Source organism: Pseudomonas sp. NPDC087336, assembly GCF_044744285.1.
Taxonomy (GTDB): Bacteria; Pseudomonadota; Gammaproteobacteria; order Pseudomonadales; family Pseudomonadaceae; genus Aquipseudomonas.
In genome coordinates, this window is record NZ_JBIUYA010000012.1 from 133,562 (window position 1) to 157,718 (window position 24,157).

Here is a 24,157-nt window from a genome sequence, read left to right on the forward strand (position 1 = left end):
TCGCTAAATCGTCCCTGCTTTTTTCCAGCTCAAGTATCGCGTGACCAGCACGGGGCCCAACGCCTCAGGTTGCGTATCCACTACCGGTACTCCGTGGGCGCTCAAGCGTTCATGGAGTGCTGCGCGCGAATTCAGATATTCGACGGTCCCGCAATAGACCAGCGCCTCTGACAAGGTGTGCACCGGCAATACTCGCGTGGTATCCAGGACGTTTTCACGCAAGCTTGCGACCAACACTTGATGCTGCTGGCTCAAGCGCTTGACGGCAGTGAGCAGTTCTTCATCGTCTTCGTCGCGCAGGTTGGTCACCAGCAGCAACAGCGCCCGCCGTTTCTGCCGAGACAGTAGTTGGGTGGTAGCCGCTTGATAATCGGCGCTACGTTGAGTGCTGTTCAGGTCGTAAACCGCGTTGAGCAACACGTTCAGCTGGCCAGCGCCTTTCACCGGGGCGAGGTAACGCGGGTGATCGCTGGCAAAGGTGCAGAGGCCTACGGCATCCCCCTGGCGCAGCGCGACGTAGCTCAGCAACAGGCAGGCATTGAGCGCGTGATCGAAGTGCGCCAGTTCGCCGTCCTGGCTGCGCATGCGTCGACCGCAATCGAGCATGAAGATGATCTGTTGGTCGCGCTCGTCCTGGTACTCCCGGGCAATCGGCGTGCGTTGGCGGGCGGTGGCTTTCCAGTCGATCTGGCGCAGGCTGTCGCCTTCGCGAAATTCCCGTAGCTGATGAAACTCCAGGCCCAGGCCGCGTCGTTGGCGCTGGCGTACGCCGAGTTGGCTGAGCCAGTTATCCACCGCCAGCAATTGGCCGCCGTAGAGTCGGGCGAAATCGGGGTAGACGCGGGTATTGTCGAACACGCTCAGCAGGCGTTTGCCGAGCCATAGACCCAATGGGCTGGGCAGGCTGATTTCGCAGTTCTCGAAGCTGAAGTGGCCGCGCTTGAGCGGGCGCAGGCGATAGTCGACGTAACTGAGTTGACCGGGTTGAAGTTCGACCGACAGGGGCAGGTTCTCGAAGCTCAACCCGTCGGGTACGTGGTCGTAGACCTGGATGTTCAGTGGCAGGGGAAAGTCGTGCTCGACTTGCAGTCGCACCGCAGTCCAGCGGCCGAGGGCCAGGCTGCCGGGCATTTGTCGTTGTACCCGGGGCGAGGGCAGGCGTTTGAGGCGGATGGCGTCGAGCATCGCCAGGGCCAGGAGGGCCAGTAGCAAGCCCCAGTTGATCGAGAACAGCGTTGATGGAACGGCGATGTCCAGTGCGCGCAATGCACCCAGAAAGATACCGATGACCAGCAGGATTGCGAGCCAGACCAGCAGCAGGCGCGAGGGTTTCACAGCCGTGGCGCCGGTACTTGATCGAGCAGTTGCCGTAGTACCTGATCGACGTCCAGCCCTTCGATGTCCAGTTCTGGTGCGATGCGCACGCGATGGCGCAGCACGGCCAGGGCGCAGCCTTTTATGTCGTCCGGGATCACAAACTCACCGCCGCGCAACAAGGTCCGCGCCCTGGCGCAGCGCACCAGCGCAATGGACGCACGAGGCCCGGCACCGAGGGTCAGGCCGGGCCAGCTGCGGGTGGTGCGAGCCAGGCGTACGGCGTAGTCGAGGACCTGGTCGTCCAGTGGCAAATCACTGGCGATGCGCTGCAACACGAGTACCTCCTTGGCTTGTAGCACTGTGCGCAGCGGTTGCACATCGAGCATGTCGGCCCGGGTCGAGCGGCTGACCTGACGCACCATGTCCAACTCCTGCTCGGCGTCGGGGTAGTCCATGCGCACCTTAAGCATGAAGCGATCGAGTTCGGCTTCCGGCAACGGGTATGTGCCTTCCTGTTCGATGGGGTTTTGCGTGGCGAGCACCATGAACGGCTGCGCGATGGGCAGGGCGCGGCCTTCAAGGGTGACTTGGCGTTCCTGCATGGCTTCGAGCAGCGCGGCCTGGGTTTTTGCCGGGGCACGGTTGATCTCGTCGGCGAGCAGCAGGTTGGTGAACAACGGTCCCTTGCGCAGTTTGAATTGCTCGGTCTGCAAGTCGTACACCGCATGCCCGGTGACATCGCTGGGCATCAGGTCCGGCGTGAACTGGATGCGCGCGAACTCGCCGCCGAAACAGCGGGCCAGCGCCCTGACCAGCAATGTCTTGCCCAGACCCGGCACGCCTTCGAGCAATACATGGCCGCCGGCAAGCAGGGCGGTGAGAACGTCGTCGATGACCGTGTCCTGGCCGATCACGGCTTTTTGCAGTTCCTGGCGCACCGCCTGGGCCAACTGGCAGGCGCGCTGGCGTTGCCGGGTGGCGTGGTCGATTGCATCGGGCTCGATCGGTTGACTCATAACGCATTCCTCAAGGTTTGCAGGCGGGCGACCTGGCGGCTGAATTCAGCACTGGAAAGCCGCTGTTTCGACCGCGGGCCCATGGCTTGGCTGATCGCGTCCGTGGGTTGGCCGCTCAGGCGGGTGAGCACTAGCCATTGTTCGGCGATATCGAGTTGTTCATAGCCAGGATGACGATGTCTCACGCGGCGCAGTATGTCTTGCTGCAAGGCCTGCAGCAGGCGGTCCTGGCCATTGTGCCGCAACATGAAATCGGCGCTGGCACGCAGGTGTTCCTGCAGTTGGCGGCGGGCTTTAACCTGCGGCTCCAGCAGTGGGCCTTGGCGCATGCCGAAGTGCCAGCAAGTCAGGCCGATCAGGGCGACCAAGGCGACCAACGCCTGGGGGAAATAGCGCAGCAGCAGTGTCAGCAAGCTGTCGTGCTCGGTGTTGAACAGCAGGGTCACACCGGTATCGGCAGCCAGGTACCAGAGCAGCCAGGCGTTGTCGTAATGATCGATGGCCGGGTTTTTCCACAGGTCGGCGTCGGTCACCACGATGATCGAGCCGAGCCCGTGCTTGAGTTGCATCATATGGGTGGCCTTGGCACTGTTGGCCCAGGCCTGTGCGAGGTTTTTCGGGTCTTCGAGATGGAACGCGGTATCGAAGCCGGCGTAGGCCGGTGCGTCTTCATTTTCCAGGTAAAGCTTGGTCAGTTGCGGGTAGGGATCATCCGGGGTGCCGGGTAGCGGGTCCTTGAGGTCTTTGCTCAGCGATTGCTGCAGTTGCACCCGATCCAGCAACAGATCATTGCTTTGCCCGGTCCTTTCATCCCACAGCGACTGGGCAACGAACAGCAGGCGCCCGCCGGCCCGGGTCCAGTTCAGCAATTGATCGATCTGCCTGGGCGTCATGTTGTAGCGGTCGCCGAACATCAACAGGCTGTGATGCTCTGGTGCCAGGGTTGGCAGGATATCGAGGCTGTTGGCGTGGCTGACACTCAGGCCCTGCTTGCGCAGAAAAAGCTCGGCGGCCAGGTAGGGATTGGCCACGGCTTCAGGCGAAGGGCCGTGATCGATTTCGACCGTATAGGGCGTTGCCTTCAAGTACAGATAAGTCATCAGCGCAGCCAGCAGCACAGCGCCCACTGCGCTGACGATCGGCCAGGTGTGCCGGTTCATCGGACGATTCCCGGGCCAAATACGCTGCGCCAGGCGTCGCACAGTTCGCGCTGCACTTGTGCGGGCGGCAGGCGGTGCCCGTAGGCCATGTTTTGCCAGTGCGCGGTCAGGTCCTCGCTGAAGGCCAACAGTGCCGGTTGCTGCAGTTGCTTGATGCGTTCCAGTACCTGGCCTTCGGTGTCGGCGGCTTTGAGCGGTATGTCGAAGTCGTGCAACAGACGGCTGAGCAGGGCGCGATAGAGCAACCCAAGCGCTGCTCGCGGGTTGCTTTGCCAGAGGCTTTCAGCACTGGCAGCGATATCTGGAGGCAGGGTCTCGCGGCTGAGGTCCAGGCCAAAGGCCTGCGGGGCGGGCGGATGCGGGGCTTTTTCAGCGGAGCGCGGGCGACGGCTGACGAACGCCTGCAACCACTCGCGGTAGTACCAGATCAAGACCCCGATGGCGGTGATCACGGTTGACCACAGCACAACTTCGATCAGCGTGGCCAATGCGCCGAAGTGCTGGTTGTCAAACATCCGGAGCAGAGCTTTCAGCCATTGAGGTGTGTTGTCTTCGTCCGCGCGTTCGTCGGCGGCCTGGTTTTCGCCGAATCGATAGCGGGTGACGGTTTCCCTGTTCTTGAACGGTGGCTGATCGAGAATGGCCTTGATGCTGTCCTGGGACGCCTGGCTGGTCAGTGGTTGCTCCAGCAAGCGCGGGCTGTCGGGCGTTGCAGGGGTCGCCCAGGCGGTTGGTGCAGTCGGTAGCAGCAAGGTTGCTGCCATCAACAGGGCAAGGGTTGCTCCGCTCAAACGCTGGGACAGGCGGCGAAACACCAGCTCGATATCCCAGGCTTCGAGTGCGGTGCGTCGGTTCAGATACAGGCTGAAGCCAGCGGCCACGTAGACCGGTTCCCAAACCACCAGTACCAGGACGTAGAAACCGTTGGACAGGTGCTCCAGCCAGTGCCATTCCTGCGTCGCGGCGCTGATCAGCGACTGCCAGCTCCAGTCGAGGGCGACCTGTTGCGGCAGCAGCAGATAAAACAGCACCATCAAACCGATCCATAACGCGCCTTCCAGATGAGCACCGATCACGGTCAGCCAGCGTGCCGCGCTGGCGTCACGCTGCAACAACACCTGTAATCGCTGTTGGCGCGCATCACCGCTCAGGCCTTCGAGCTGCAACACGGGCAGCACGAAGCTGCGACTCAGGCTCAGGCGTCGCCAGGTCAGGCTGGCCAGCAGTTGCGGCTTGAGCAACCGGGGCCACTGGCAAAGCGCCTGCTTGAGGGTGGGTGTTTCCCCGAAGATGGCTTTGGAAAGGATGTACAACGGCAAGCGCTCGAAGGCCGGTTTCAGCCACCAGAAGATGAACACGGCCAGGGTCGGCGAATCCCACAGCAACCAGGTGAGCAGCGCGAAAACCGGCAAGGTGACGATGGCCCAACTGCTCATCAGCAGGCGCCGGTGACGCTGGCTCAACAGCACACCGAGGTCCATGGCTTCCCAGGTCGGTCTTGGGCGAATGATCACGGTGGTGTCACTCAGGCGCATGGCGGGTCCGTCCGGCGAATAGCAGGTAAACCACCACCAGCACCCAGAGGGCCGCACCGACCAGGTATTTGGTCAGGGGCGCCGGGGTTGTCATCGACGACCAGTAGGCTTCGATAAATGCCGCAATCAGCAGAAACAGCATCACGCCACAAATCAGCAGCACGCTCTTGCCGGCCGCCAGGCGCAAGGCTTCGGCACGGGGCAGGCGTCCCGGTGCAATCAACGCCCAGCCCAGTTGCAGGCCCGCGGCACCTGCCAGGGCTATGGCGGTCAATTCAAAGGCACCGTGGCCGACCACGAATGACCAGAAGCTTTGCCCGTAGCCAATATGCGTCAGGTGCCCGGCCACCGCGCCGATCATCAAACCGTTGAAAACCAGGAAAAACGCGCTGCCCAGGCCAAACAGCAATCCGCTGGCATAAGTCTGAAAGGCGATCCCGATGTTGTGCATGATGTAGTAGCCGAACATCGCCCAGTCTTCACTGGCTGCGCGCTCCATCGAGCGCCCCAGGTGACCGGCGTCGGGGTCGTACATACTTTGCATGTCGCTGACCTGATCGGCCGGAATCAGGTTGTAGACCAGGTCCGGGAACAGATACACCAGGCCTGCAATCACGAAAAGGCTACCGAAAAACATCAGGCTGGCGGCGAGCACGAAGCGCCATTGTTCGCGTACCAGCCGGGGGAAACCGGCCAGGATGAAACCCAGCGCATGGGCCCCCAGCTGACTGCGATGTCGATAGAGCTGCTGATGTCCGCGCAATACCTGTTGTTGCAATGAGTCGATCAGGAAGCTGCTGTAACCGCGCTCCCGGGCCAGGGCCAGGTGTTGGCAGATGCGCCGATAGTCGGCCGGGAAATTGCCGGCCCCATCAGCTTTTCTGTCGCGTTCCAGCCTGTCCAGCATGAGGGAAAACTGCTCCCATTCGGCCATGTGCCGATGTTCGAAAAGGCTTTGTTTCATGGCGGACCCAACAAGCCGTGGGCGATGCCGTTGAGTTCGGCCACGGCACGGGGAGCTGGAACCTGTAAGGCGCGCGCGAGGATCGAGGCGAGTTCATTGGCCCTGGCGTCGGACAGTCCTGACTGGCGTTCGGCAAACCCGAGGATGGCGCGTTGCTCGGTCAGTGTCAGGGCAAAGGGTGGGCGATGGGGTTGCGAGGGTGGAAGCTGTGGACGGGTGAGCGGCTGCTCGCGGTAGACCACCAGCGTGCCGGCGGCCAGGTCACCGAGGCGCTTGAAGTTAGGGTGTTGCAGGCAACTGATCGCGCCGAGAAAGTAGCCGAACGGCAACATGTCGACAAATCGCAGCAGGTTGCGCAACAGTGACGCGGACCAGCCAACGGGCGTGCCATCGTCCTGAATGACACGCAGGCCCATCCATTGCTTGCCCGGTGAACGCCCCTGGTTGAAGACTTCAAACAGCACCATGTACCACCAGCTCACACCGAAGAGCAGGATCGAACCCAGCCCCGCACCGAGTTTTCCGAGCATCGCCAGGGCAATGAACAGAAGGCCCAGGATCAACCCGCGCAACACCAGGTCGATGGAAAACGCCAATGCGCGCACGATCAATCCGGCCGGGCGCAGTGGCAAGTCTATGCCCTCGGGCGTTTCGACCTGATACCGCGTGTCCAGTGGTGGGGGCAGCGGCGCTTTGCGTGGCAGTGCTGTGGCGTCGAGCATGGGCACCTGAGGGTGTGGCCTGGTCGGTTTGTCTCTACACCCGATGCTAGCAGCCTCGCCGGGAAAAACGACATAAGTATGTATTGCACATTGCGTGGCCAGGGATGATTGAATGGCACGATCGCTGGCCGGAGCGGGACGGGAACGCCTAGACTTCGCCAATCTTCAGTTCAGGAATAGCCCGTGACCTCCATCTTCTGGTACGACTACGAAACGACGGGTATCAATCCCCGTTGCGACCGCCCGCTGCAAATGGCGGGGTTGCGTACGGACTTCGAGCTCAATGAAATCGACGAGCCGGTGAACCTCTTTTGCCGGCCCAGCGATGACATCCTGCCGCATCCCGCGGCCTGCGCAATCACCGGCATCACGCCCGTCCGACTGGCCGAGGACGGGTTGAGCGAAGCGGATTTCATGACCCGCGTCCATGCCCAACTGGCGGCGCCGGGTACCTGCGGTGCGGGGTACAACACGCTGCGCTTCGATGATGAGATGACCCGCTACAGTCTGTACCGCAATTTTTTCGACCCTTATGCGCGGGAATGGCAGGGCGGTAACAGTCGTTGGGACCTGATCGATGTCGTGCGTGCGGCCTATGCCTTGCGCCCCGATGGCCTTGTTTGGCCGACAGACGATGAGGGGCGGGTGACGCTCAAGCTCGAACGCCTGACCGCCGCCAACGGCCTCGATCATGGCAACGCCCACGAAGCGCTGTCGGACGTTCGCGCCACGATCGCCCTGGCGCGCCTGATTCGGGAAAAACAGCCGAAGTTGTATGACTGGTTGTTTCAGCTTCGCAGTAAGCAAAAGGTTCTGGACCAGGTGCGCTTGCTGCAACCCATGGTGCATGTTTCGGGGCGCTTTTCTGCGGCGCGCAACTATGTCGGCGTGGTGTTGCCCCTGGCCTGGCACCCACGCAACAAGAACGCACTGATTGTTTGCGACCTGCACCTCGACCCGCAGGGGTTGTTCGATCTCGATGCCGAAACCTTGCGCCAGCGCTTGTATACCCGCCGCGAAGACTTGGCAGAAGGTGAGTTGCCAGTACCGCTCAAGCTTATCCACATCAATAAATGCCCCGTGGTGGCGCCGTTATCGGTTCTTCGTCCTGAAGATCAGCTGCGCCTGGGAATGGATGTTGCGCTTTATCAGCAACGTGCACTGCGGCTAAGTGACGCGCAGCAAGATTGGCAAGCTAAAGTTCTGGCGATTTATGCCCGGGAAGATTTCTCTTCGAGCGAGGATCCTGAACAACAGTTATACGATGGATTTATCGGCGACCGTGACCGGCGTCTATGCGAGCAAGTCAGAACAGTCGACCCGCTGCAATTGGCGCAAGAGCAATGGCCTTTCGATGACGAACGTTTGCCAGAGCTATTGTTTCGATATCGAGCGCGTAACTTCCCCGATACCTTGAGTCTCGACGAGCAAGAACGCTGGCGAATATTCTGTCAGAAACGTCTGTCAGTGCCTGAATGGGGCGCGCCCAATACCCTGGATAGTTTCGCAGACGCCGCAGCCCAGTTGGCCCTTACAGCGACATCGTCGCAGCAGGCGGTACTCAATGATTGGCAGGAATATGTTCAGGATTTACGCAAACGTTTGAATCTTTGAAATCGAAAATGTCCCGGGGCTAAACTCCGGGCATAAAAAAACGCCAGCGTGTGCTGGCGTTTTTTGTGTCGCAATCGATCTGCGACAGGCGCGCAAGCTTAGCCCAGCAGGGTAGCCCAGCCTTCAACCACGTCACCGCCCCACTTGGCTTTCCACTCTTTCAGAGTTTTGTGGTTGCCACCTTTGGTTTCGATGACTTCGCCGTTGTGCGGGTTTTTGTATTGTTTAACTTTGCGAGCACGCTTGGTGCCAGTAGTTTTTACTGCGCCGCCACGTGGTGCTTTGGTTTTGGCTTCTGGATCCAGCAGCGCGATGATGTCGCGCAGGGATTTGGAGTATTCGCCCATCAGAGTGCGCAGTTTGCCTTCGAATTCCAGCTCGGTCTGCAGTTTGTCGTCTTGGGACAGATTCTTCAAACGAGCTTGCAGCTCTTTGATAGCTTCTTCGGTGGCGCGATATTCGTTGATCAAGGACATGATTACTACCTTATGTAGGGCGCTGGATGGCAGGTGACAGTGCGGCAATAATAGTCAGGCTGTTTCATCAAGTAAACATTAAACCTGAGTTTATTTAATTAAATTCCAGTGAATTCAGCACGCATTGGAAGCGTAGTTAAATAATGTGCAGCCCGGCGCTACAGATATTTACAAACCAATGCTGGTCGATGGCCAAGTATAGTATGCCGGGCGTCTCTGTGGTGCTGCGCGGACCTTTGGCGCGGGCCATCGGGAAGGCAGCGCTTCATCAATACTGCAGTTTTGCTGCGCAATCGCTAGAATGGCCGCCTTTGCGAAGTTCTGGAGTTTCCCCCTCATGCGCACTTTTCGGCTGGTGATTTCTTGCCCGGACCGCGTCGGCATCGTTGCCAAAGTCAGTAACTTTCTGGCGTCACATAACGGCTGGATCACTGAAGCGAGCCACCACTCGGACAATCTGAGTGGCTGGTTCTTCATGCGTCACGAAATTCGTGCCGACTCGCTGCCTTTCGGGATCGACGCCTTGCGCGAAGCCTTTGCGCCGATTGCCGAAGAGTTCTCGATGGACTGGCGCATCACCGATACCGAGCAGAAAAAGCGCGTGGTGCTGATGGCCAGCCGCGAGTCTCACTGCCTCGCCGACTTGCTGCATCGCTGGCACAGCGATGAACTGGATTGTGAAATCGCCTGCGTGATTTCCAACCACGACGACCTGCGCAGCATGGTCGAATGGCACGGCATCCCCTACTACCACGTACCGGTCAATCCCCAGGACAAGGAACCGGCATTTGCCGAGGTCTCGCGCCTGGTCAAGCAGCATGATGCCGAAGTGGTGGTATTGGCCCGCTACATGCAAATCCTGCCGCCTGAGCTGTGCCGTGAATATGCGCACAAGGTCATCAACATCCACCACAGCTTCCTGCCGTCGTTCGTCGGCGCCAAGCCGTACCATCAGGCTTCCCTGCGCGGGGTAAAGCTGATTGGCGCTACTTGCCACTATGTGACCGAAGAACTGGACGCCGGCCCGATCATCGAGCAGGACGTGGTGCGCGTCAGCCACAGCGACAGCATCGAAGACATGGTGCGTTTCGGTCGTGATGTCGAGAAAATGGTACTGGCCCGTGGTCTGCGTTACCACCTGGAAGACCGGGTGCTGGTACACGGCAACAAAACCGTGGTGTTCTGATCGCTGCACGGCACGGTTGAAATTCGAAGGGCCTGGGCGTTCAATCGCTACAGGCCCTTCGCCGTTTCTGCACCGAGGACATGACCATGGCCGATCCACTGGACAAAGCCACCTCCAAGGCACCCGCCACCTTGGGTGAGGGTTGTTTGAGCCGTTTCGATCCCGATGAGTTGAGCCCTGAAGACGGCACGGAGTTTCCGGAGGCCTGTAGGAGCTGGCTTGCCAGCGAAGGCGGCAGAAAGACCAACGCAATGCTTGAGGACGCCTTCGCCGGCAAGCCGGCTCCTACAGATACACGCTCTTCATAAGCTTCTTGAGTAGCGGCCGGCCCAGCATCAGCAAAAACACCGGCCCTCCCACCAGCAAATAGAAGTAATAGGTCACCGCCCGCCAGATCAGAATGGCGGCCGCCGCCGTGGATTTACCCACCATGGGGGCCAGCAGTGCCGCTGAAGTCAATTCAGCCGCCCCGGCGCCGCCTGGCAACAGGCTGAACTGCCCCGCACTCAATGAAACCATCTGGATCAGAAAGCTCCAGGCCCACTGCAAGTCGGCGCCGAGCCCACGCAGCGCCAGGTACAACACGCTGTAGCGCAAGATCCAATGCACGCACGTCAAGCCAAACACTGTGATCAGTGTCTGCGGGGGTAACTTCAGGGTGTCGGTAAACGCCGCCAGAAAGTGCAGGAGTTTGCGTGCCCAGCGCATGCGGGTCGAGGACTCGACGTTGAGGCGAGCCAGCAGTCGGCCTCCCATACGAATCACCAGGCGGTGATAGCGCGCCACCACCACGCAACTGACCAGCCCACCGAACATCGAGAGGGCGCTGACGATCAGCAACCACGCCATGTGATGGCTGAGATGCTGGAACAGCGCGTAAATCAGAATCCCGGTCAATGCGCAGAGGAAAAACAACAGATCGCTCAGTTGGTCCATGGCAAACACGGCGCTGCCCCTGGCCGGTCGTACGCCGTTGCGCGCCAGCAAGGCCATGATGGTCAGTGGCCCGCCGCTTCCACCCGGCGTGGCGCAATAGGCAAATTCGGCGGCCATTACCACACCCAGGCTCTTGAGCGGGCTGACCTTGTTGCGTTGATCACCCAGCAACAGGCGCAATCGCAGGGTGTTGACCACCCAGCACAGCAAGATCATGCCGAACATGACCAGCAAGCTGCTCAGTGAAAAGTCCTTGAGCCGAAACCAGGTTTCGCTGCCGCCCAGGAGCCAGGGAATCAGCACCGCGGCGAGCAGGCCGATGCACAGCAGGATTGAGCGACTCATGCCGCACGCCCCATGCGCTCGCTGTGCAAGGCCAGCCAACGGGACTTGGTCATGGGCACGCGGCCCTCATCGAGCAGGCGCTTGAGGGTTTGCAGCCAGTATGTACGCGAGAACTCATGACGCATGTCCACCGGGTGCAGGCCCAAGCGAATCACCGGTGCCGTTCGCCAGCGCTGTTCGAGTTGCTGGCTGACCAGCTTCGATAAACCGCGCCGCCAGGCACTGCGCGCACTCCAGACCAGGCCGGGAGCATCGATCGCCGTGAACTCGGGCAAGCGAAAAAGATGGCGGGCGTCGCTGGTGTAATTCAGCGGCAATTGCCGCAAGGCCTGGCGCGTGCCTTCGCTCATCAACCAGGCCGGCGCGACGAAACCCTGCAACGGCCAATCGTAGCGCTGGAACATGTCGATGCCGGCGTGCAGGCGGGTGAGGGCGGCATCGCGAGACAGACTGTAGAACTCGCCTTCATGGGTGTAGATCCGGCGCATGAACCAGTCGCGGGGAGTGCTCGCCTTCGGCGCGTCATCGCAATGAAAATAACCGTGCAGCACCAGTTCATCGCCACGCTCGAGCCGAGCGTCGAGCTGACGACGAAAGTGCGGATGGGCTCGCAGGTTGTAGTGTTTGTGGAAGTCCGGCACCACCAGCCAGGTGATCGGCACACCGCCAAGCGCGTCGACGGCCTCGACAAAAGGCTGGTAATCGGCCCAGGTGGGTGGCGCGACATCGTGCAGTACCAGCAGCAGGCCGGGCGTATCCGTGGGTTCAAGCATTGGCGGCTCGCGGCCATTGGCTGCCGAGGACGGCGTGATAATGACCGAGCAGACTGTTGACCACCGCGTCCCAGGCGTAATAGCGCTCGACATGACGTCGGGCTTGCTGGCCGAGGGCTGCGCTGCCCTGGCTGAACAGTTCGCGCACGGCGTTGGCCATGGCCAACGGGTCGTTGGGGGCACACAACAGGCCACATTGATCGGTGATGATTTCCTCAAAGGCGCCAGCGGCCACCGCCACCACCGGGATGCCAGAGGCCATGGCTTCGAGGGTCACCAGGCCAAAGGTTTCCTGGTCGCCGGCATGCAGCAAGGCGTCGGCACTGGCCATCAGGCGGGCCACTTGCGGGGCAGGGCAGAATCTGTCGATGACCGTGACATTACCCGGCACAGTGGTCGGCATCGAGGAACCGACCAGCAGCAGGTGATAGCGTCGCCCCAGGCGTTTCATGCATTCGAGCAGCACCGGCAGGTTCTTCTCCTTGGAGCCGCGCCCGGCGAAGATCAATAAATGCGTGTTTTCGTCGAGGCCCAGCTCGGCCCGAAGGCCGGTATCCCGTGCATCGGGATGAAACACCTGCAGATCAACCCCCAGTGGCTGCACGAAAACGTTCTTCACCCCAAGGCCGGTCAGTTTGTCGGCCATGACCTGACTCGGCGCCAGTACCCGATCGAAATTGCCGTAGAGCTTTCTGACATAGGCTTCGACGTTTGGCGTGACCCAGTTGCCCATTCGATTGCGGGCCAGCAGTGGCAGGTCGGAGTGATAAAAGCCGATGACCGGCACATCCAGTTGGCGACGGGCGTCCAGGGCCGCCCAGGCGGTGAGGTAGGGGTCGCCGACTTCAATCAGCTCGGGTTGCAGATCCTGCAGGACATTGCGCCAGGGCGCCAGGCGCAGAGGAAAGCGATAACCTTTGCCGAAGGGCAGGGCGGGAGCCGGAACCGTGTAGATGCCATCGTGTTCGCTGAGAACGGCCCCCGGTATCAGCACGCTGTGGCGAATACCGGGCCTGGTGCACAGGCGATGATGCTTGGCATCCAGATAAGTACGCACGCCACCGCTGGCAGGGGCGTAGAACATGGTTATATCAGCGATATGCACGATGAACATCCCTCCGGTCCGTTGATCTCCTTGGTTGACCTTAGTGAAGAATAGATGTTCGGTTGGGGTTTGGTGGGTGGTGTCTGGGTGATCGTCTTCGCGGGCAGCCGGATCGCCGCCCGCGAAGAGGCTGGATCGAACGCTAGATGCGGAAGCTGCCTACCAGCTGCTTCAACCGCGCCGCCTGTTGCTCAAGGTCCGTACAGGCGCGCAACGTCGATTGCAGGTTTTCCACACCTTCCTGGTTCAGGGTATTGATTTCGGTGATGTCGACGTTGATCGACTCGACCACCGCGGTTTGTTCCTCGGTGGCGGTCGCCACTGACTGGTTCATGCCATCGATTTCGCCGATGCGTTGCGTCACGCTGCTCAGGCGCTCGCCGGCCAGGTTGGCGATTTCCACGCTGTCCTGGCTATGGCGCTGGCTGTCGCTCATGGTACTGACCGACTCGCGGGCGCCAACCTGCAATTCTTCGATCATGGTCTGAACCTGCTGCGCTGATTCCTGGGTGCGATGCGCCAAGTTGCGCACTTCATCGGCCACCACGGCAAATCCACGCCCGGCTTCACCGGCCCGCGCCGCTTCGATGGCAGCGTTGAGCGCCAGCAGATTGGTTTGCTGGGAAATGCTGGTGATCACCTCAAGAATCTGCCCGATGTTCACGGTTTTGCTGTTGAGCGATTCGATGTTGCTGCTCGAAGCGCTGAGCATGTTCGACAGTTGATTCATGGCGGCAATGCTGCGATCCACCACTTGCTGGCCATCCTCGGCCAGGTTTCGGGCATCGCTGGCCTGGCTCGACGCTTGCGCGGCATTGCGGGCGATCTCCTGGGCGGCGGCACCGAGCTGGTTGATCGCCGCTGCCACGCTGTTGGTGCGCGACGCTTGCTGGTCAGAGTTGTACATCGACGAGTTCGAGGCGGCGACCACGCGCAGCGCGACTTCGTTGACCTGGCCGGTGGCCGAGGACACTTCGCGGATCGAACCGTGGATACGCTCCACGAAACGGTTGAACGCGGTGCCGAGGCTGCCGAACTCGTCGTTGTTCTGGATCACCAGGCGCTTGGTCAGGTCACCTTCACCGTCGGCGATGTCGGCCATGGCCCGGGTCATGACGTGCAGCGGCTGAATCAGCAGGCGGATCAACATGCCCAGCAGGGCGATGATGATGGCGACGGCGATCACCGTGGCAATCACCGCCGAGGTACGGAACTCGCTGAGCATCGAAAAGGCTTTGCCCTTGTCCACCGACAGGCCGATGTACCAATTGACCGACGGCAGGCCTTTGATCGGGGTAAAGGTGACGATGCGGGTCTTGCCGTCGACCACGATCTCACTGAAGTCGCGGCTGATGCGCGGGGTATTTTGCGGGTACGCCTCGCCCAGGGACTTCATGACCAGGGCTTTGTCCGGGTGAACCAGGATCTTGCCGTCGGCGCTGACCAGGAAGGCATAGCCCATGCCGTCGAAATCCCGGGCGCTGAGGGTGTCGATCAAGGTTTGCAGGCTAAGGTCGCCGCCCACCACGCCGACGCCTTGCCCGGCTTTCGTCGAGGCCATGGCCAGGGAAATGATCGTTTGCCCGGTCGCTGCATCGACATAGGGTTCGGTCAGGGTTGGCGTGTTGCTGTTTTGCGCGCCCTTGTACCAAGGCCGAACCCGTGGGTCGAAACCGTCCGGCATCTTCGCATCCGGACGAATGGTGAAGTGCCCGGTGGCGTCTCCCAGGTAGGACGCCATGAACGTCGACGTCAGGGCTTTCTGTTCCAGCAGGGCGGCGACGTTGGCCTGTTCCGGGTTGATGGCAATGTTTTGCGAGAGGTTCTCGATCAGCAGGATACGGCCGGTCAGCCAGGTCTGGATGTTGTTGGCGGTGACGTCGCCCATCTCGTTGAGATAGTTGTCCAGGTTTTCGCGGATGGCATTGCGCTGTAAATAGTCGTTATACAGGGTGAATGAGGCGAAAGTGGCAATGACGATAAGGGCGGCGGCAAGCAGGATTTTGTGGCTGAAACGCAGATTTTTGTTCATGGCTTGGGGTTCCGCTAAGGTCTTAATGCCCAGCGCGTGCTTTTATAAAGGAACGCATGATGGGCAATGTTGAAAGCAAGAGATATTTCCGTCGCTCCTTAAGGGAAATGTCCGACAAATTTGTGTCTGTCTGCTTTGTCGTTATTTCTATCGGCCGTGTAGGACCAAAGATTAACCATGGGTGACCAAATGCCTGATTCATTGCAACTTGTTATCGGCGCCGATCTCGCGGGGCAGCCGATCGCCCAGGCCATGCGCCTGGCGAATCGCCACGGATTGGTCGCGGGCGCTACCGGGACCGGCAAGACCGTCACGTTGCAGCGCATGGCCGAAGCTTTCAGCGATGCCGGCGTGGCGGTGTTTGCCGCCGACATCAAGGGTGACCTGTGCGGCCTGGGCGCCGCCGGCAACCCCCAGGGCAAGGTCGCCGAGCGGATTGCCGGCATGCCGTGGCTGAACCACAAGCCTGCGGCGTATCCAGTGACCCTGTGGGACATACACGGTCAGTCCGGTCATCCATTGCGCACGACATTGAGCGAAATGGGGCCGTTACTCCTGGCCAGCCTGCTGGAATTGACCGACAGCCAGCAGTCGGCGCTGTATGCCGCGTTCAAGGTGGCCGACCGCGAAGGGCTGTTGCTGCTGGATCTGAAGGATCTCAAGGCACTGCTCAATCACCTCAAGGACAACCCCGAACTGCTGGGTGATGACGCGGCGCTGATGACCACCGGCTCCAGCCAGGCCCTGTTACGGCGCCTGGCAACCCTGGAGCAGCAGGGCGCGGAAGCGCTGTTTGGTGAACCGGCGCTGCAACTGGAGGACATTCTGCAACCGACCGCTGATGGCCGCGGACGCATTCACCTGCTCGACGCCAGTCGTCTGGTGCATGAAGCGCCGAAGGTCTACGCGACCTTCCTGTTGTGGCTGCTGGCCGAGCTGTTCGAGCAACTGCCGGAACGCGGCGATGCGGACAAGCCGCTGCTGGCGCTGTTTTTCGACGAGGCGCATTTGTTGTTCGCCGGCACACCCAAGGCGCTGCAGGATCGACTGGAGCAAGTGGTGCGGCTGATTCGTTCCAAAGGCGTGGGGGTGTATTTCGTCACCCAGTCACCGGGCGACTTGCCCGACGACGTGCTGGCACAGCTGGGCCTGCGCATCCAGCACGGTTTGCGCGCGTTCACCGCCAAGGAGCAGAAATCCCTGCGGGCGGTGGCCGATGGCTTTCGCCCGAACCCGGCGTTCGACGCCCTGTCGGTGCTGACCGAGCTGGGCATCGGCGAGGCGCTGGTGGGTACTTTACAGGACAAAGGCACACCGGCAATGGTCCAGCGCGTGCTGGTGGCTCCACCGCAATCACGCATCGGGCCGCTGAGCGAAACGGAGCGCACGCTGCTGATCGCCGGTTCGCCGTGCAAGGGGCGATATGACAAACCGATCGATCGTGAATCGGCCTATGAAGTGCTGATGGGGCGCAAGGGGCTGGCCCCCGAGCCTGAAGCGGCACCGGCAAAACCGGCGGCGCAGGACCCGAGCTTTACCGAGCAGGCCGGAGAGTTTCTCGGCACGGCGGCGGGGCAGGCACTGAAATCGGCGATGCGACAGGCGGCCAATCAGTTGGGGCGGCAATTGGTGCGCGGGTTGATGGGGTCATTGCTGGGTGGCAGCAAACGCCGCTAAAGGCTGCGATCCTTTGATCTGGCTTTTCAGGCCTTGGACTTGGCGTGCGCCGCCAGGCGCTCCAACGCTGCCCGCAAGTTCGGATCGTTGATCCCGTCGGCCGTAGCCTGGATCGTCGCGGCCGCATCATTGGATAAATCCATGGTATGCCCCGCCGCACCTTGTTGGACGGTGGGCGGTTGCACCTTGAACAGGATTCGCGTGAGGTTGGCGAACTCGTCGAACATCTGCAGTTGCCGTTGCAGGCGTTTTTGCTGGTAGCGCAGGCGGGTGGCCCAATGACCGTCGGTGACAATCAGCAACAAACTGCCTTCGCGCCAGGACGCCACGTGGCAATGCGCGCGCGCGGCGGGCTGCAACTGGCTTTCGAGCAAACGTTGCAAATGGCCCAGGCGTTGAGCGTGGCCGAGAATGGCCTTGAGCGGCTTGGCTTCGCGAAGCAGAACGGCGGGTGCTCTGGCCGTAAGAGGGCGAAATGCCATGATCAGACACCTGAAGTAACAGAGCCGCCATGTTAGCAGAAAGCACCGGATGCGCCCGACCCATTGCTTTGCGCGCGCTTTACCCATTAAATCAACAAGTAACTTCTGCCGTGAATGGCTTGAAGTTCAGCGATTTGCCCTTATTTTAAGTGAGCCCCGTTACAACGCTGTGCCAGCATCGTGGAACAACGCCACTTTCCTCACCACCGTTTCCGGGTAGAATGCTCGTTCGCATGCGGCCATGAGGGCTGCTCGGGCGACTCACGGGGCCGCCCTCCATCCCTTTAGTGTGGAAGATCCTGCCGATATGTTTGCGCCTTTGTTAAAGAAACTTTTTGGAAGCAAGAACGAGCGTGAAGTCAAACGCATGCTCAAGACGGTGCAATTCGTCAATGCCTTCGAAGAGCAAATGGTGGCCCTTTCGGACGATCAATTGCGTGCCAAGACCGATGAGTTCAAGGCCCGCTTCGCCAAAGGGGAAACCCTCGACAAGCTGTTGCCGGAAGCCTTCGCGGTCGCCCGTGAAGCCGGCAAGCGTGTCATGGGCATGCGCCACTTCGACGTCCAGCTGATCGGCGGCATGACCTTGCATGAAGGCAAGATCGCCGAGATGCGTACCGGTGAAGGCAAGACCCTGGTGGCAACACTGGGCGTTTATCTCAACGCATTGTCCGGCAAGGGCGTGCACGTTGTGACGGTGAACGACTACCTGGCCCGTCGTGACGCCAACTGGATGCGTCCGCTCTACGAATTCCTCGGCCTGACGGTCGGCGTGGTCACGCCATTCCAGCCGCCGGAAGAGAAGCGCCTGGCCTATGCCGCCGACATCACCTACGGCACCAACAACGAATTCGGTTTCGACTACCTGCGCGACAACATGGCGTTCAGCATGGAAGAAAAATTCCAGCGCGAACTCAATTTTGCCGTGATCGACGAAGTCGACTCCATCCTCATCGACGAAGCCCGTACCCCGCTGATCATTTCCGGTCAGGCCGAGGACAGCTCCAAGCTGTACATCGAGATCAACAAACTGATCCCGCAGCTGGAACTGCACATCGAAGAAGTCGAAGGCGAAGTCACCAAGGCCGGCCACTACACCGTCGACGAGAAAACCCGCCAGGTCGAACTCAACGAAGCCGGTCATCAGTTCGTCGAAGACGCGCTGACCCGTCTCGGCCTGCTGGCGGAAGGCGAGAGCCTGTACTCGGCGCACAACCTGGCCCTGCTGACGCACGTTTATGCCGGTCTGCGCGCGCACAAGCTGTTCCATCGCAACGTTGAATACATCGTGCAGGACGGCCAGGTCGTACTGGTCGACGAACACACCGGTCGTACCATGCCGGGCCGTCGTTTGTCCGAAGGCCTGCACCAGGCCATCGAGGCCAAGGAAAACCTGAACATCCAGGCCGAAAGCCAGACCCTGGCATCGACCACCTTCCAGAACTACTTCCGTCTGTACAACAAACTGTCCGGCATGACCGGTACGGCTGACACCGAAGCGTTCGAGTTCCATCAGATCTATGGCCTGCAGGTCATCGTCATTCCTACGAACAAGCCGCTGGCCCGTAAAGACTACAACGACCTGGTGTTCCTGACCGCCGACGAGAAATATGCGGCAATCGTCACTGACATCAAGGAAAGCATGGCTGCGGGCCGCCCGGTGCTGGTGGGTACGGCGACCATCGAAACCTCCGAGCGCATGTCTGACCTGCTCAACAAGGAAGGCATCGAGCACAAGGTCCTGAACGCCAAGTTCCACGAAAAAGAAGCCGAGATCATCGCCCAGGCCGGTCGCCCGGGTGCACTGACCATCGCCACCAACATGGCCGGTCGCGGTACCGACATCCTGTTGGGCGGCAACTGGGAAGTGGAAGTGGCTTCGCTGGAAAATCCGACCCCTGAGCAGATTGCCCAGATCAAGGCCGACTGGCAGAAACGCCACCAGCAAGTGCTCGAGTCGGGCGGTTTGCAGGTGATCGCGTCCGAACGTCACGAGTCGCGCCGTATCGACAACCAGTTGCGTGGTCGTGCCGGTCGCCAGGGCGATGCCGGTTCCAGCCGTTTCTACCTGTCGCTGGAAGACAGCCTGATGCGCATCTTCGCCTCTGACCGGGTGAAGAACTTCATGAAGGCCCTGGGCATGCAGCCTGGCGAAGCGATCGAGCACCGCATGGTGACCAACGCCATCGAAAAGGCCCAGCGCAAGGTTGAAGGCCGTAACTTCGACATTCGCAAGCAACTGCTCGAGTTCGACGACGTCAACAACGAACAGCGTAAAGTGATCTATCACATGCGTAACACGTTGCTGGCCGCTGACAACATCGGTGAAACCATCGCCGACTTCCGTCAGGACGTACTCAACGCGACCGTCAGCGCACACATCCCACCGCAATCGCTGCCGGAGCAGTGGGACGTGGCGGGCCTGGAGGCGGCCCTGGAAAGCGATTTCGGCGTGAAGCTGCCGATCCAGCAGTGGCTCGACGAAGACGATCACCTGTACGAGGAAACCCTGCGCGAGAAGCTGATGCAGGAGCTGATCGCCGCGTACAACGAGAAAGAAGACCAGGCGGGCGCCGAAGCGCTGCGCACCTTCGAGAAGCAAATCGTCCTGCGGGTGCTGGATGACCTGTGGAAAGACCACCTGTCGACCATGGATCACCTGCGTCACGGTATCCACCTGCGTGGTTATGCGCAGAAGAACCCGAAGCAAGAGTACAAGCGCGAGTCGTTCACGCTGTTCTCCGAGCTGCTGGATTCGATCAAGCGCGACTCGATCCGTGTGTTGTCGCACGTTCAGGTGCGTCGCGAAGATCCGGCCGAGGAAGAGGCGCGCCTGCGCCAGGAAGCCGAGGCACTGGCGGCGCGCATGCAGTTCCTGCATGAAGAAGCCCCAAGCCTGGAGCAGCCGGAGCAGTTGGGTGAAGAGGTCGATGTGGCTCTCGCCACCGCCCCGGTGCGCAACGAGCAGAAGCTGGGCCGCAACGAGCTGTGTTACTGCGGTTCGGGCAAGAAGTTCAAGCATTGCCACGGGCAGATCCAGTAACCCCCGTTTCATACGCTGAAATACCCGCGCCGCGACCGGCTTCTGCCGTCGCGGCGTTTTGCCATTTTTACCATCGCTTTTGCTGAAGCGGTGCAGACATCATCTATAAAGGAGCGCATTCATGGCTGTTGGTCTTGGTCCTTTGCCAACGTTGCACCCGGTTGCCGGTTTTGAACTCGGTATCGCCTCGGCCGGTATCAAGCGCCCGGGGCGCAAGGATGTTGTGGTCATGCGTTGTGCCGAAGGCTCGACGGTGGCGGGTGTGTTCACCTTGAACGCCTTTTGCGCCGCCCCGGTGATCCTGGCCAAGCAACGCGTGCAAGGTCCGGTGCGTTACCTGCTGACCAATACCGGCAATGCCAACGCCGGTACCGGTGAACCAGGCCTGGCCGCGGCCGAGCGCACTTGCGCCAAGCTGGCCGAGTTGACCGGTGTCGATGCCAGCCTGGTGCTGCCGTACTCCACCGGCGTGATCGGCGAGCCACTACCGGTCGAGAAAATCGAAGGCGCACTGCAAGCCGCCCTCGATGATCTGTCGGAGAACAACTGGGAAGCTGCCGCCACCGGCATCATGACCACCGATACCCTGCCAAAGGGTGCCAGCCGCCAGTTCCAGCACGACGGCGTGACCATCACCGTCACGGGGATCAGCAAAGGCGCGGGCATGATTCGCCCGAACATGGCGACCATGCTTGGCTACATCGCCACCGACGCCAAGGTTGCCCGCGATGTGCTGCAAAACCTGATGCTGGACGGCGCCAACAAGTCGTTCAACCGTATCACCATCGACGGCGACACCTCGACCAACGACTGCTGCATGCTGATCGCCACTGGTCAGGCGGCGCTGCCGGAAATCACCCGTGCCGAGGGCGAGTTGTTCGCCAAGCTCAAGCAAGCGGTGTTTGAGGTGTGCATGGAGGTGGCCCAGGCGATCGTTCGCGACGGCGAAGGCGCTACCAAATTCGTTACCGTTGAAGTCAACGGCGGCGGCAACCACCAGGAGTGCCTGGACGTCGGCTACACCGTGGCCCACTCGCCATTGATCAAGACCGCACTGTTCGCTTCCGACCCGAACTGGGGCCGCATCCTCGCGGCTGTCGGTCGTGCTGGCGTACCAAACCTGGACGTGAGCAAGATCGATGTGTTCCTCGGTGAAGTGTGCATCGCCAGCCGTGGCGCCCGTGCTGCGACCTACACCGAAGCTCAGGGCGCGGCGGTGATGCAGCAGGAAGAAATCACCATCCGTATCGAGCTGGGTCGCGGCGATTGCAGCGAAACCATCTGGACCACCGACCTGTCCCACGAATACGTGAAGATCAACGCCGAGTACCGTACTTAAGACCGAGTCGCCCCCATCGCGGGCAAGCCCGCTCCCACAGTGACCGCGTTGTATACATTATTTGCGTACGCACCGAATCTGTGGGAGCGGGCTTGCCCGCGATGACGGATGACCAGACGCTAAAGAATTTGGCCTGTCCATCTCATCAAAAGGTCCCGAACATGAGCCTGCACCTGATCATCGGCGACAAACTGTTTTCCTCCTGGTCCCTGCGTGGCGCCCTGGCCCTTGACCTGGCCGGCGCCCCGTACACCGAAGAACTGATCAAACTGAACCAGTCGGACACCCGCGAACGCCTGCTCAAGCATTCGCCAACCGGCAAGGTCCCGCTGTTGAAGACCGAACACGGCACCATCGCCGACTCCCTGGCGATCGCCGAATACCTGGCGGAACAGTTTCCGGACGCGGGCCTCTGGCCAAGCGATGTTGGCGCTCGCGCTCAGGCGCGTTCGGCCTGTGCGCAGATGCACAGCGGCTTTTTCGCCATGCGCGGCAACATGCCGTTTGATTTGAGCCATGATGCGCCGCTGGCGCCGACACCGGCTGATGTCCTGGCCGACATCGAGCGCATGTCGGCCCTGTGGGCCGAGTGCCGCGCCGCCGCGACCGAAAGTGGTCCGTACCTGTTTGGCCGTATCACCCTGGCCGATGCCTTCTTCGCACCGATCGCCGTGCGCTTGCGCACCTATCAGGTGAAGCTGCCCGAGGCTGACGAAGCCTATGTTGAAACCCTCTACCAATGGCCCGCGTTCAAGGCCTGGCAGAAGGCCGGCCTGGAGGAAATCGAGCGGTGAAACGAGTACACGTAGCGGCTGCCGTTATCCGTGACAGCAGTGGCAAGATCCTTATCGCCCGTCGTGCCGACACTCAGCACCAGGGCGGTCTCTGGGAGTTTCCCGGTGGCAAGGTCGAGGCCGACGAGTCGGTCGAAAGCGCCTTGGCCCGTGAGCTGCAGGAAGAACTGGGTATCGTGGTCGGCGCGGCGCGCCCGCTGATCAAGGTCCGCCATGATTACCCGGACAAGCAGGTGTTGCTGGATGTCTGGGAGGTCTCTACCTTTACCGGCGAGCCTCACGGCGCCGAAGGCCAGCCATTGGCCTGGGTTGCGGCGCGTGAGCTGTCGGGTTACGAGTTCCCCGAGGCCAACCGGCCAATCGTGGCGGCCGCGCGCTTGCCCGAGCAGTACCTGATCACGCCTGAAGACCTGGAAGCCCCGGCCCTGCTGCGGGGAATCCAGAAGGCCATCGCGGGTGGCATCAAGCTGATCCAGTTGCGTGCGCCCAATGGTTATGACCCCAAGTACCGCGACCTGGCCGTGGATGCGGCAGGGCTGTGTGCCGGCAAGGCGCAGCTGATGATCAAGGGGCCGTTCGAGTGGCTGGGGGATTTCCCTTCCGCCGGTTGGCACATCACGTCGGCCCAGTTGCGCAAGTACGCGGCTGCCGGTCGTCCGTTGCCAGCATCGCGCTGGTTGGCCGCGTCCTGCCATAACGCCGAGGAATTGGCGCTGGCCGAAGAGATGGGTGTCGACTTCGTGACCTTGTCGCCGGTGCAGCCGACCTTGACGCATCCGGGGGCGCAGCCGCTGGGTTGGGAGCAGGCCTCGACGTTGATCGAAGGTTTCAGCAAGCCAGTGTTTCTGCTTGGCGGTGTTGGCCCGGCGGAGGTTGAGAAAGCCTGGGCGGCGGGTGCGCAGGGTGTGGCGGGGATTCGGGCGTTCTGGCCTGATTCGTTGGTGTAGCCACTGGCCTCATCGCGAGCAAGCTCCCCACAGGAGGTCGAGTTCTTTCAGAGAAAGCGCGATCACTGTGGGAGCGAGCTTGCTCGCGATGAGGGACTGACAAGCGCCGACTAAACCCCAGGCTTCGCCGCAGGCTGCCACAAGATTTCGGCAACCCCCTGCCGCCGGGCAATCACCCGCGCCACCACGAACAACAAATCCGACAGGCGATTGATATACGCCAACCCCACCCCGGCCAACGGCTCCACAGCATTCAAATGCTGGCACCGGCGCTCCGCACTGCGGGCCAGGCTACGACAGACATGGGCCTGGGCAATCAATACCGAACCACCCGGCAGGATGAAATTCTCCAGCGGCCCCAGCTCTTCATTCCACACATCAATCGCGGCCTCCAGGCGCTCTATTTCCCCGGCGTTCAACGCCTGATACTCCGGCATCGCCAGTTCACCGCCCAGGTCAAACAACCGGTGCTGACAAGGCGCCAATACCTCGATCACTTCCTGCAAACCCGGATACCGGGCGCTTTCTGCCGCCAGTGCGGCCAGTAACACGCCGACCTGGCTGTTCAACGTATCGACCTCGCCAATAGCCTCGATTCGCGGATGATCCTTGGGCACGCGACGACCGTCGCCCAGGCCGGTTTCGCCTTTGTCGCCGGTGCGGGTGTAAATCTTCGACAAGCGAAAGCCCATGG

At 61.0% G+C, this 24,157-nt stretch carries 21 protein-coding genes and 1 pseudogene; 8 read left to right on the top strand and 14 right to left on the bottom strand.

Translation table 11 applies throughout. The features are described 5' to 3' along the window. Positions 1 to 3: 3 nt before the first annotated feature. Genes ACIO0C_RS14465 through ACIO0C_RS14490 form a run of 6 tightly spaced genes read right to left on the bottom strand, consistent with a single transcriptional unit; the run spans position 4 to position 6,714 of the window. Entirely contained in the window at positions 4 to 1,335 is a 1,332-nt protein-coding gene (locus ACIO0C_RS14465) for a DUF58 domain-containing protein (RefSeq protein ID WP_401313063.1), read from the bottom strand. Further along, positions 1,332 to 2,333 (bottom strand): AAA family ATPase, encoded by a 1,002-nt coding sequence (locus tag ACIO0C_RS14470; protein ID WP_401313066.1) that lies wholly within the window; start codon positions 2,331 to 2,333, stop codon positions 1,332 to 1,334. Before ACIO0C_RS14470 ends, ACIO0C_RS14465 begins: the two co-directional genes overlap by 4 nt. Further along, positions 2,330 to 3,493: a DUF4350 domain-containing protein gene (locus ACIO0C_RS14475; protein ID WP_401313069.1), complete on the bottom strand. Its 1,164-nt coding sequence runs from the start codon at positions 3,491 to 3,493 to the stop codon at positions 2,330 to 2,332. The genes ACIO0C_RS14470 and ACIO0C_RS14475 overlap by 4 nt, the downstream gene beginning before the upstream one ends. Continuing rightward, positions 3,490 to 5,028: a DUF4129 domain-containing protein gene (locus ACIO0C_RS14480; RefSeq protein WP_401313071.1), complete on the bottom strand. Its 1,539-nt coding sequence runs from the start codon at positions 5,026 to 5,028 to the stop codon at positions 3,490 to 3,492. The genes ACIO0C_RS14475 and ACIO0C_RS14480 overlap by 4 nt, the downstream gene beginning before the upstream one ends. Then, on the bottom strand, positions 5,015 to 5,992 hold the full coding sequence (locus ACIO0C_RS14485; protein WP_401313074.1) for a stage II sporulation protein M: 978 nt from the start codon (positions 5,990 to 5,992) through the stop codon (positions 5,015 to 5,017). The genes ACIO0C_RS14480 and ACIO0C_RS14485 overlap by 14 nt, the downstream gene beginning before the upstream one ends. Continuing rightward, positions 5,989 to 6,714: an RDD family protein gene (locus ACIO0C_RS14490; protein WP_401313076.1), complete on the bottom strand. Its 726-nt coding sequence runs from the start codon at positions 6,712 to 6,714 to the stop codon at positions 5,989 to 5,991. The genes ACIO0C_RS14485 and ACIO0C_RS14490 overlap by 4 nt, the downstream gene beginning before the upstream one ends. A 183-nt stretch (positions 6,715 to 6,897) precedes the next feature. Here ACIO0C_RS14490 and sbcB point away from each other — a divergent pair, with 183 nt between their 5' ends. Beyond that, the gene (gene sbcB, locus ACIO0C_RS14495; protein ID WP_401313079.1) at positions 6,898 to 8,328 is read left to right on the top strand and encodes an exodeoxyribonuclease I; all 1,431 of its coding nucleotides are present in this window, start codon (positions 6,898 to 6,900) and stop codon (positions 8,326 to 8,328) included. Between the two features lie 98 nt (positions 8,329 to 8,426). Here sbcB and mvaT read toward each other — a convergent pair whose 3' ends face one another. Further along, positions 8,427 to 8,804 carry a histone-like nucleoid-structuring protein MvaT gene (gene mvaT, locus ACIO0C_RS14500; RefSeq protein WP_008058684.1) on the bottom strand — a complete coding sequence of 126 codons (378 nt, stop codon included), beginning with the start codon at positions 8,802 to 8,804 and terminating at the stop codon, positions 8,427 to 8,429. 337 nt (positions 8,805 to 9,141) lie between these two features. Here mvaT and purU point away from each other — a divergent pair, with 337 nt between their 5' ends. Together purU and ACIO0C_RS14510 are read left to right on the top strand one after the other, a co-directional pair. Next, the gene (purU, locus tag ACIO0C_RS14505; RefSeq protein WP_008058682.1) at positions 9,142 to 9,990 is read left to right on the top strand and encodes a formyltetrahydrofolate deformylase; all 849 of its coding nucleotides are present in this window, start codon (positions 9,142 to 9,144) and stop codon (positions 9,988 to 9,990) included. A gap of 86 nt (positions 9,991 to 10,076) precedes the next feature. Beyond that, a complete protein-coding gene (locus tag ACIO0C_RS14510) occupies positions 10,077 to 10,298 on the top strand; it encodes a hypothetical protein (protein WP_401313083.1) in 222 nt (73 codons plus the stop codon). Here ACIO0C_RS14510 and ACIO0C_RS14515 read toward each other — a convergent pair. From ACIO0C_RS14515 to ACIO0C_RS14535, 5 genes and pseudogenes are all read right to left on the bottom strand, one after another. After that, entirely contained in the window at positions 10,276 to 11,271 is a 996-nt protein-coding gene (locus ACIO0C_RS14515; RefSeq protein ID WP_401313086.1) for a YbhN family protein, read from the bottom strand. The two genes, ACIO0C_RS14510 and ACIO0C_RS14515, sit on opposite strands and share 23 nt — an antisense overlap. Next, entirely contained in the window at positions 11,268 to 12,044 is a 777-nt protein-coding gene (locus tag ACIO0C_RS14520) for a DUF2334 domain-containing protein (protein ID WP_401313088.1), read from the bottom strand. Before ACIO0C_RS14520 ends, ACIO0C_RS14515 begins: the two co-directional genes overlap by 4 nt. Next, positions 12,037 to 13,158: a glycosyltransferase family 4 protein gene (locus ACIO0C_RS14525; RefSeq protein ID WP_401313090.1), complete on the bottom strand. Its 1,122-nt coding sequence runs from the start codon at positions 13,156 to 13,158 to the stop codon at positions 12,037 to 12,039. The genes ACIO0C_RS14520 and ACIO0C_RS14525 overlap by 8 nt, the downstream gene beginning before the upstream one ends. 133 nt (positions 13,159 to 13,291) lie before the next feature. After that, the gene (locus tag ACIO0C_RS14530) at positions 13,292 to 14,056 is read right to left on the bottom strand and encodes a methyl-accepting chemotaxis protein (protein ID WP_401313163.1); all 765 of its coding nucleotides are present in this window, start codon (positions 14,054 to 14,056) and stop codon (positions 13,292 to 13,294) included. 93 nt (positions 14,057 to 14,149) lie between these two features. Then, positions 14,150 to 15,181, bottom strand: a pseudogene (locus ACIO0C_RS14535) (cache domain-containing protein); the annotation flags it as partial. Between the two features lie 189 nt (positions 15,182 to 15,370). Here ACIO0C_RS14535 and ACIO0C_RS14540 point away from each other — a divergent pair. Further along, positions 15,371 to 16,858, top strand: coding sequence for a helicase HerA-like domain-containing protein (locus ACIO0C_RS14540; protein WP_401313093.1), 1,488 nt, complete (start codon positions 15,371 to 15,373; stop codon positions 16,856 to 16,858). 26 nt (positions 16,859 to 16,884) lie between these two features. Here the strand turns inward: ACIO0C_RS14540 and ACIO0C_RS14545 are convergent, their stop codons facing one another. Beyond that, positions 16,885 to 17,340 (bottom strand): DUF721 domain-containing protein, encoded by a 456-nt coding sequence (locus tag ACIO0C_RS14545; RefSeq protein ID WP_401313095.1) that lies wholly within the window; start codon positions 17,338 to 17,340, stop codon positions 16,885 to 16,887. Positions 17,341 to 17,647: 307 nt separating this feature from the next. Between ACIO0C_RS14545 and secA the strand changes: the two genes are divergently transcribed. The 4 genes from secA to ACIO0C_RS14565 all read left to right on the top strand — a co-directional run bounded on the left by secA (position 17,648) and on the right by ACIO0C_RS14565 (position 23,463). Then, positions 17,648 to 20,383 carry a preprotein translocase subunit SecA gene (gene secA, locus ACIO0C_RS14550; RefSeq protein ID WP_401313098.1) on the top strand — a complete coding sequence of 912 codons (2,736 nt, stop codon included), beginning with the start codon at positions 17,648 to 17,650 and terminating at the stop codon, positions 20,381 to 20,383. A gap of 121 nt (positions 20,384 to 20,504) precedes the next feature. After that, positions 20,505 to 21,722, top strand: coding sequence for a bifunctional glutamate N-acetyltransferase/amino-acid acetyltransferase ArgJ (gene argJ, locus ACIO0C_RS14555; protein ID WP_323607815.1), 1,218 nt, complete (start codon positions 20,505 to 20,507; stop codon positions 21,720 to 21,722). A gap of 161 nt (positions 21,723 to 21,883) precedes the next feature. Then, positions 21,884 to 22,516: a glutathione S-transferase family protein gene (locus tag ACIO0C_RS14560; RefSeq protein WP_401313101.1), complete on the top strand. Its 633-nt coding sequence runs from the start codon at positions 21,884 to 21,886 to the stop codon at positions 22,514 to 22,516. After that, positions 22,513 to 23,463, top strand: coding sequence for a Nudix family hydrolase (locus ACIO0C_RS14565; RefSeq protein ID WP_401313104.1), 951 nt, complete (start codon positions 22,513 to 22,515; stop codon positions 23,461 to 23,463). The genes ACIO0C_RS14560 and ACIO0C_RS14565 overlap by 4 nt, the downstream gene beginning before the upstream one ends. A gap of 110 nt (positions 23,464 to 23,573) precedes the next feature. Here the strand turns inward: ACIO0C_RS14565 and ACIO0C_RS14570 are convergent, their stop codons facing one another. Continuing rightward, positions 23,574 to 24,155 (bottom strand): cob(I)yrinic acid a,c-diamide adenosyltransferase, encoded by a 582-nt coding sequence (locus tag ACIO0C_RS14570; RefSeq protein ID WP_401313106.1) that lies wholly within the window; start codon positions 24,153 to 24,155, stop codon positions 23,574 to 23,576. Positions 24,156 to 24,157 lie beyond the last annotated feature (2 nt).

Coding starts and splice junctions, on each gene's coding strand:
- ACIO0C_RS14470 (WP_401313066.1), bottom strand. CDS start 2,333: ATGAGTCAACCGATCGAGCCCGATGCAATCGACCACGCCACCCGGCAA.
- ACIO0C_RS14475 (WP_401313069.1), bottom strand. CDS start 3,493: ATGAACCGGCACACCTGGCCGATCGTCAGCGCAGTGGGCGCTGTGCTG.
- ACIO0C_RS14480 (WP_401313071.1), bottom strand. CDS start 5,028: ATGCGCCTGAGTGACACCACCGTGATCATTCGCCCAAGACCGACCTGG.
- ACIO0C_RS14485 (WP_401313074.1), bottom strand. CDS start 5,992: ATGAAACAAAGCCTTTTCGAACATCGGCACATGGCCGAATGGGAGCAG.
- ACIO0C_RS14490 (WP_401313076.1), bottom strand. CDS start 6,714: ATGCTCGACGCCACAGCACTGCCACGCAAAGCGCCGCTGCCCCCACCA.
- mvaT (WP_008058684.1), bottom strand. CDS start 8,804: ATGTCCTTGATCAACGAATATCGCGCCACCGAAGAAGCTATCAAAGAG.
- purU (WP_008058682.1), top strand. CDS start 9,142: ATGCGCACTTTTCGGCTGGTGATTTCTTGCCCGGACCGCGTCGGCATC.
- ACIO0C_RS14510 (WP_401313083.1), top strand. CDS start 10,077: ATGGCCGATCCACTGGACAAAGCCACCTCCAAGGCACCCGCCACCTTG.
- ACIO0C_RS14515 (WP_401313086.1), bottom strand. CDS start 11,271: ATGAGTCGCTCAATCCTGCTGTGCATCGGCCTGCTCGCCGCGGTGCTG.
- ACIO0C_RS14520 (WP_401313088.1), bottom strand. CDS start 12,044: ATGCTTGAACCCACGGATACGCCCGGCCTGCTGCTGGTACTGCACGAT.
- ACIO0C_RS14525 (WP_401313090.1), bottom strand. CDS start 13,158: ATGTTCATCGTGCATATCGCTGATATAACCATGTTCTACGCCCCTGCC.
- ACIO0C_RS14530 (WP_401313163.1), bottom strand. CDS start 14,056: ATGTACAACTCTGACCAGCAAGCGTCGCGCACCAACAGCGTGGCAGCG.
- ACIO0C_RS14540 (WP_401313093.1), top strand. CDS start 15,371: ATGCCTGATTCATTGCAACTTGTTATCGGCGCCGATCTCGCGGGGCAG.
- ACIO0C_RS14545 (WP_401313095.1), bottom strand. CDS start 17,340: ATGGCATTTCGCCCTCTTACGGCCAGAGCACCCGCCGTTCTGCTTCGC.
- secA (WP_401313098.1), top strand. CDS start 17,648: ATGTTTGCGCCTTTGTTAAAGAAACTTTTTGGAAGCAAGAACGAGCGT.
- argJ (WP_323607815.1), top strand. CDS start 20,505: ATGGCTGTTGGTCTTGGTCCTTTGCCAACGTTGCACCCGGTTGCCGGT.
- ACIO0C_RS14560 (WP_401313101.1), top strand. CDS start 21,884: ATGAGCCTGCACCTGATCATCGGCGACAAACTGTTTTCCTCCTGGTCC.
- ACIO0C_RS14570 (WP_401313106.1), bottom strand. CDS start 24,155: ATGGGCTTTCGCTTGTCGAAGATTTACACCCGCACCGGCGACAAAGGC.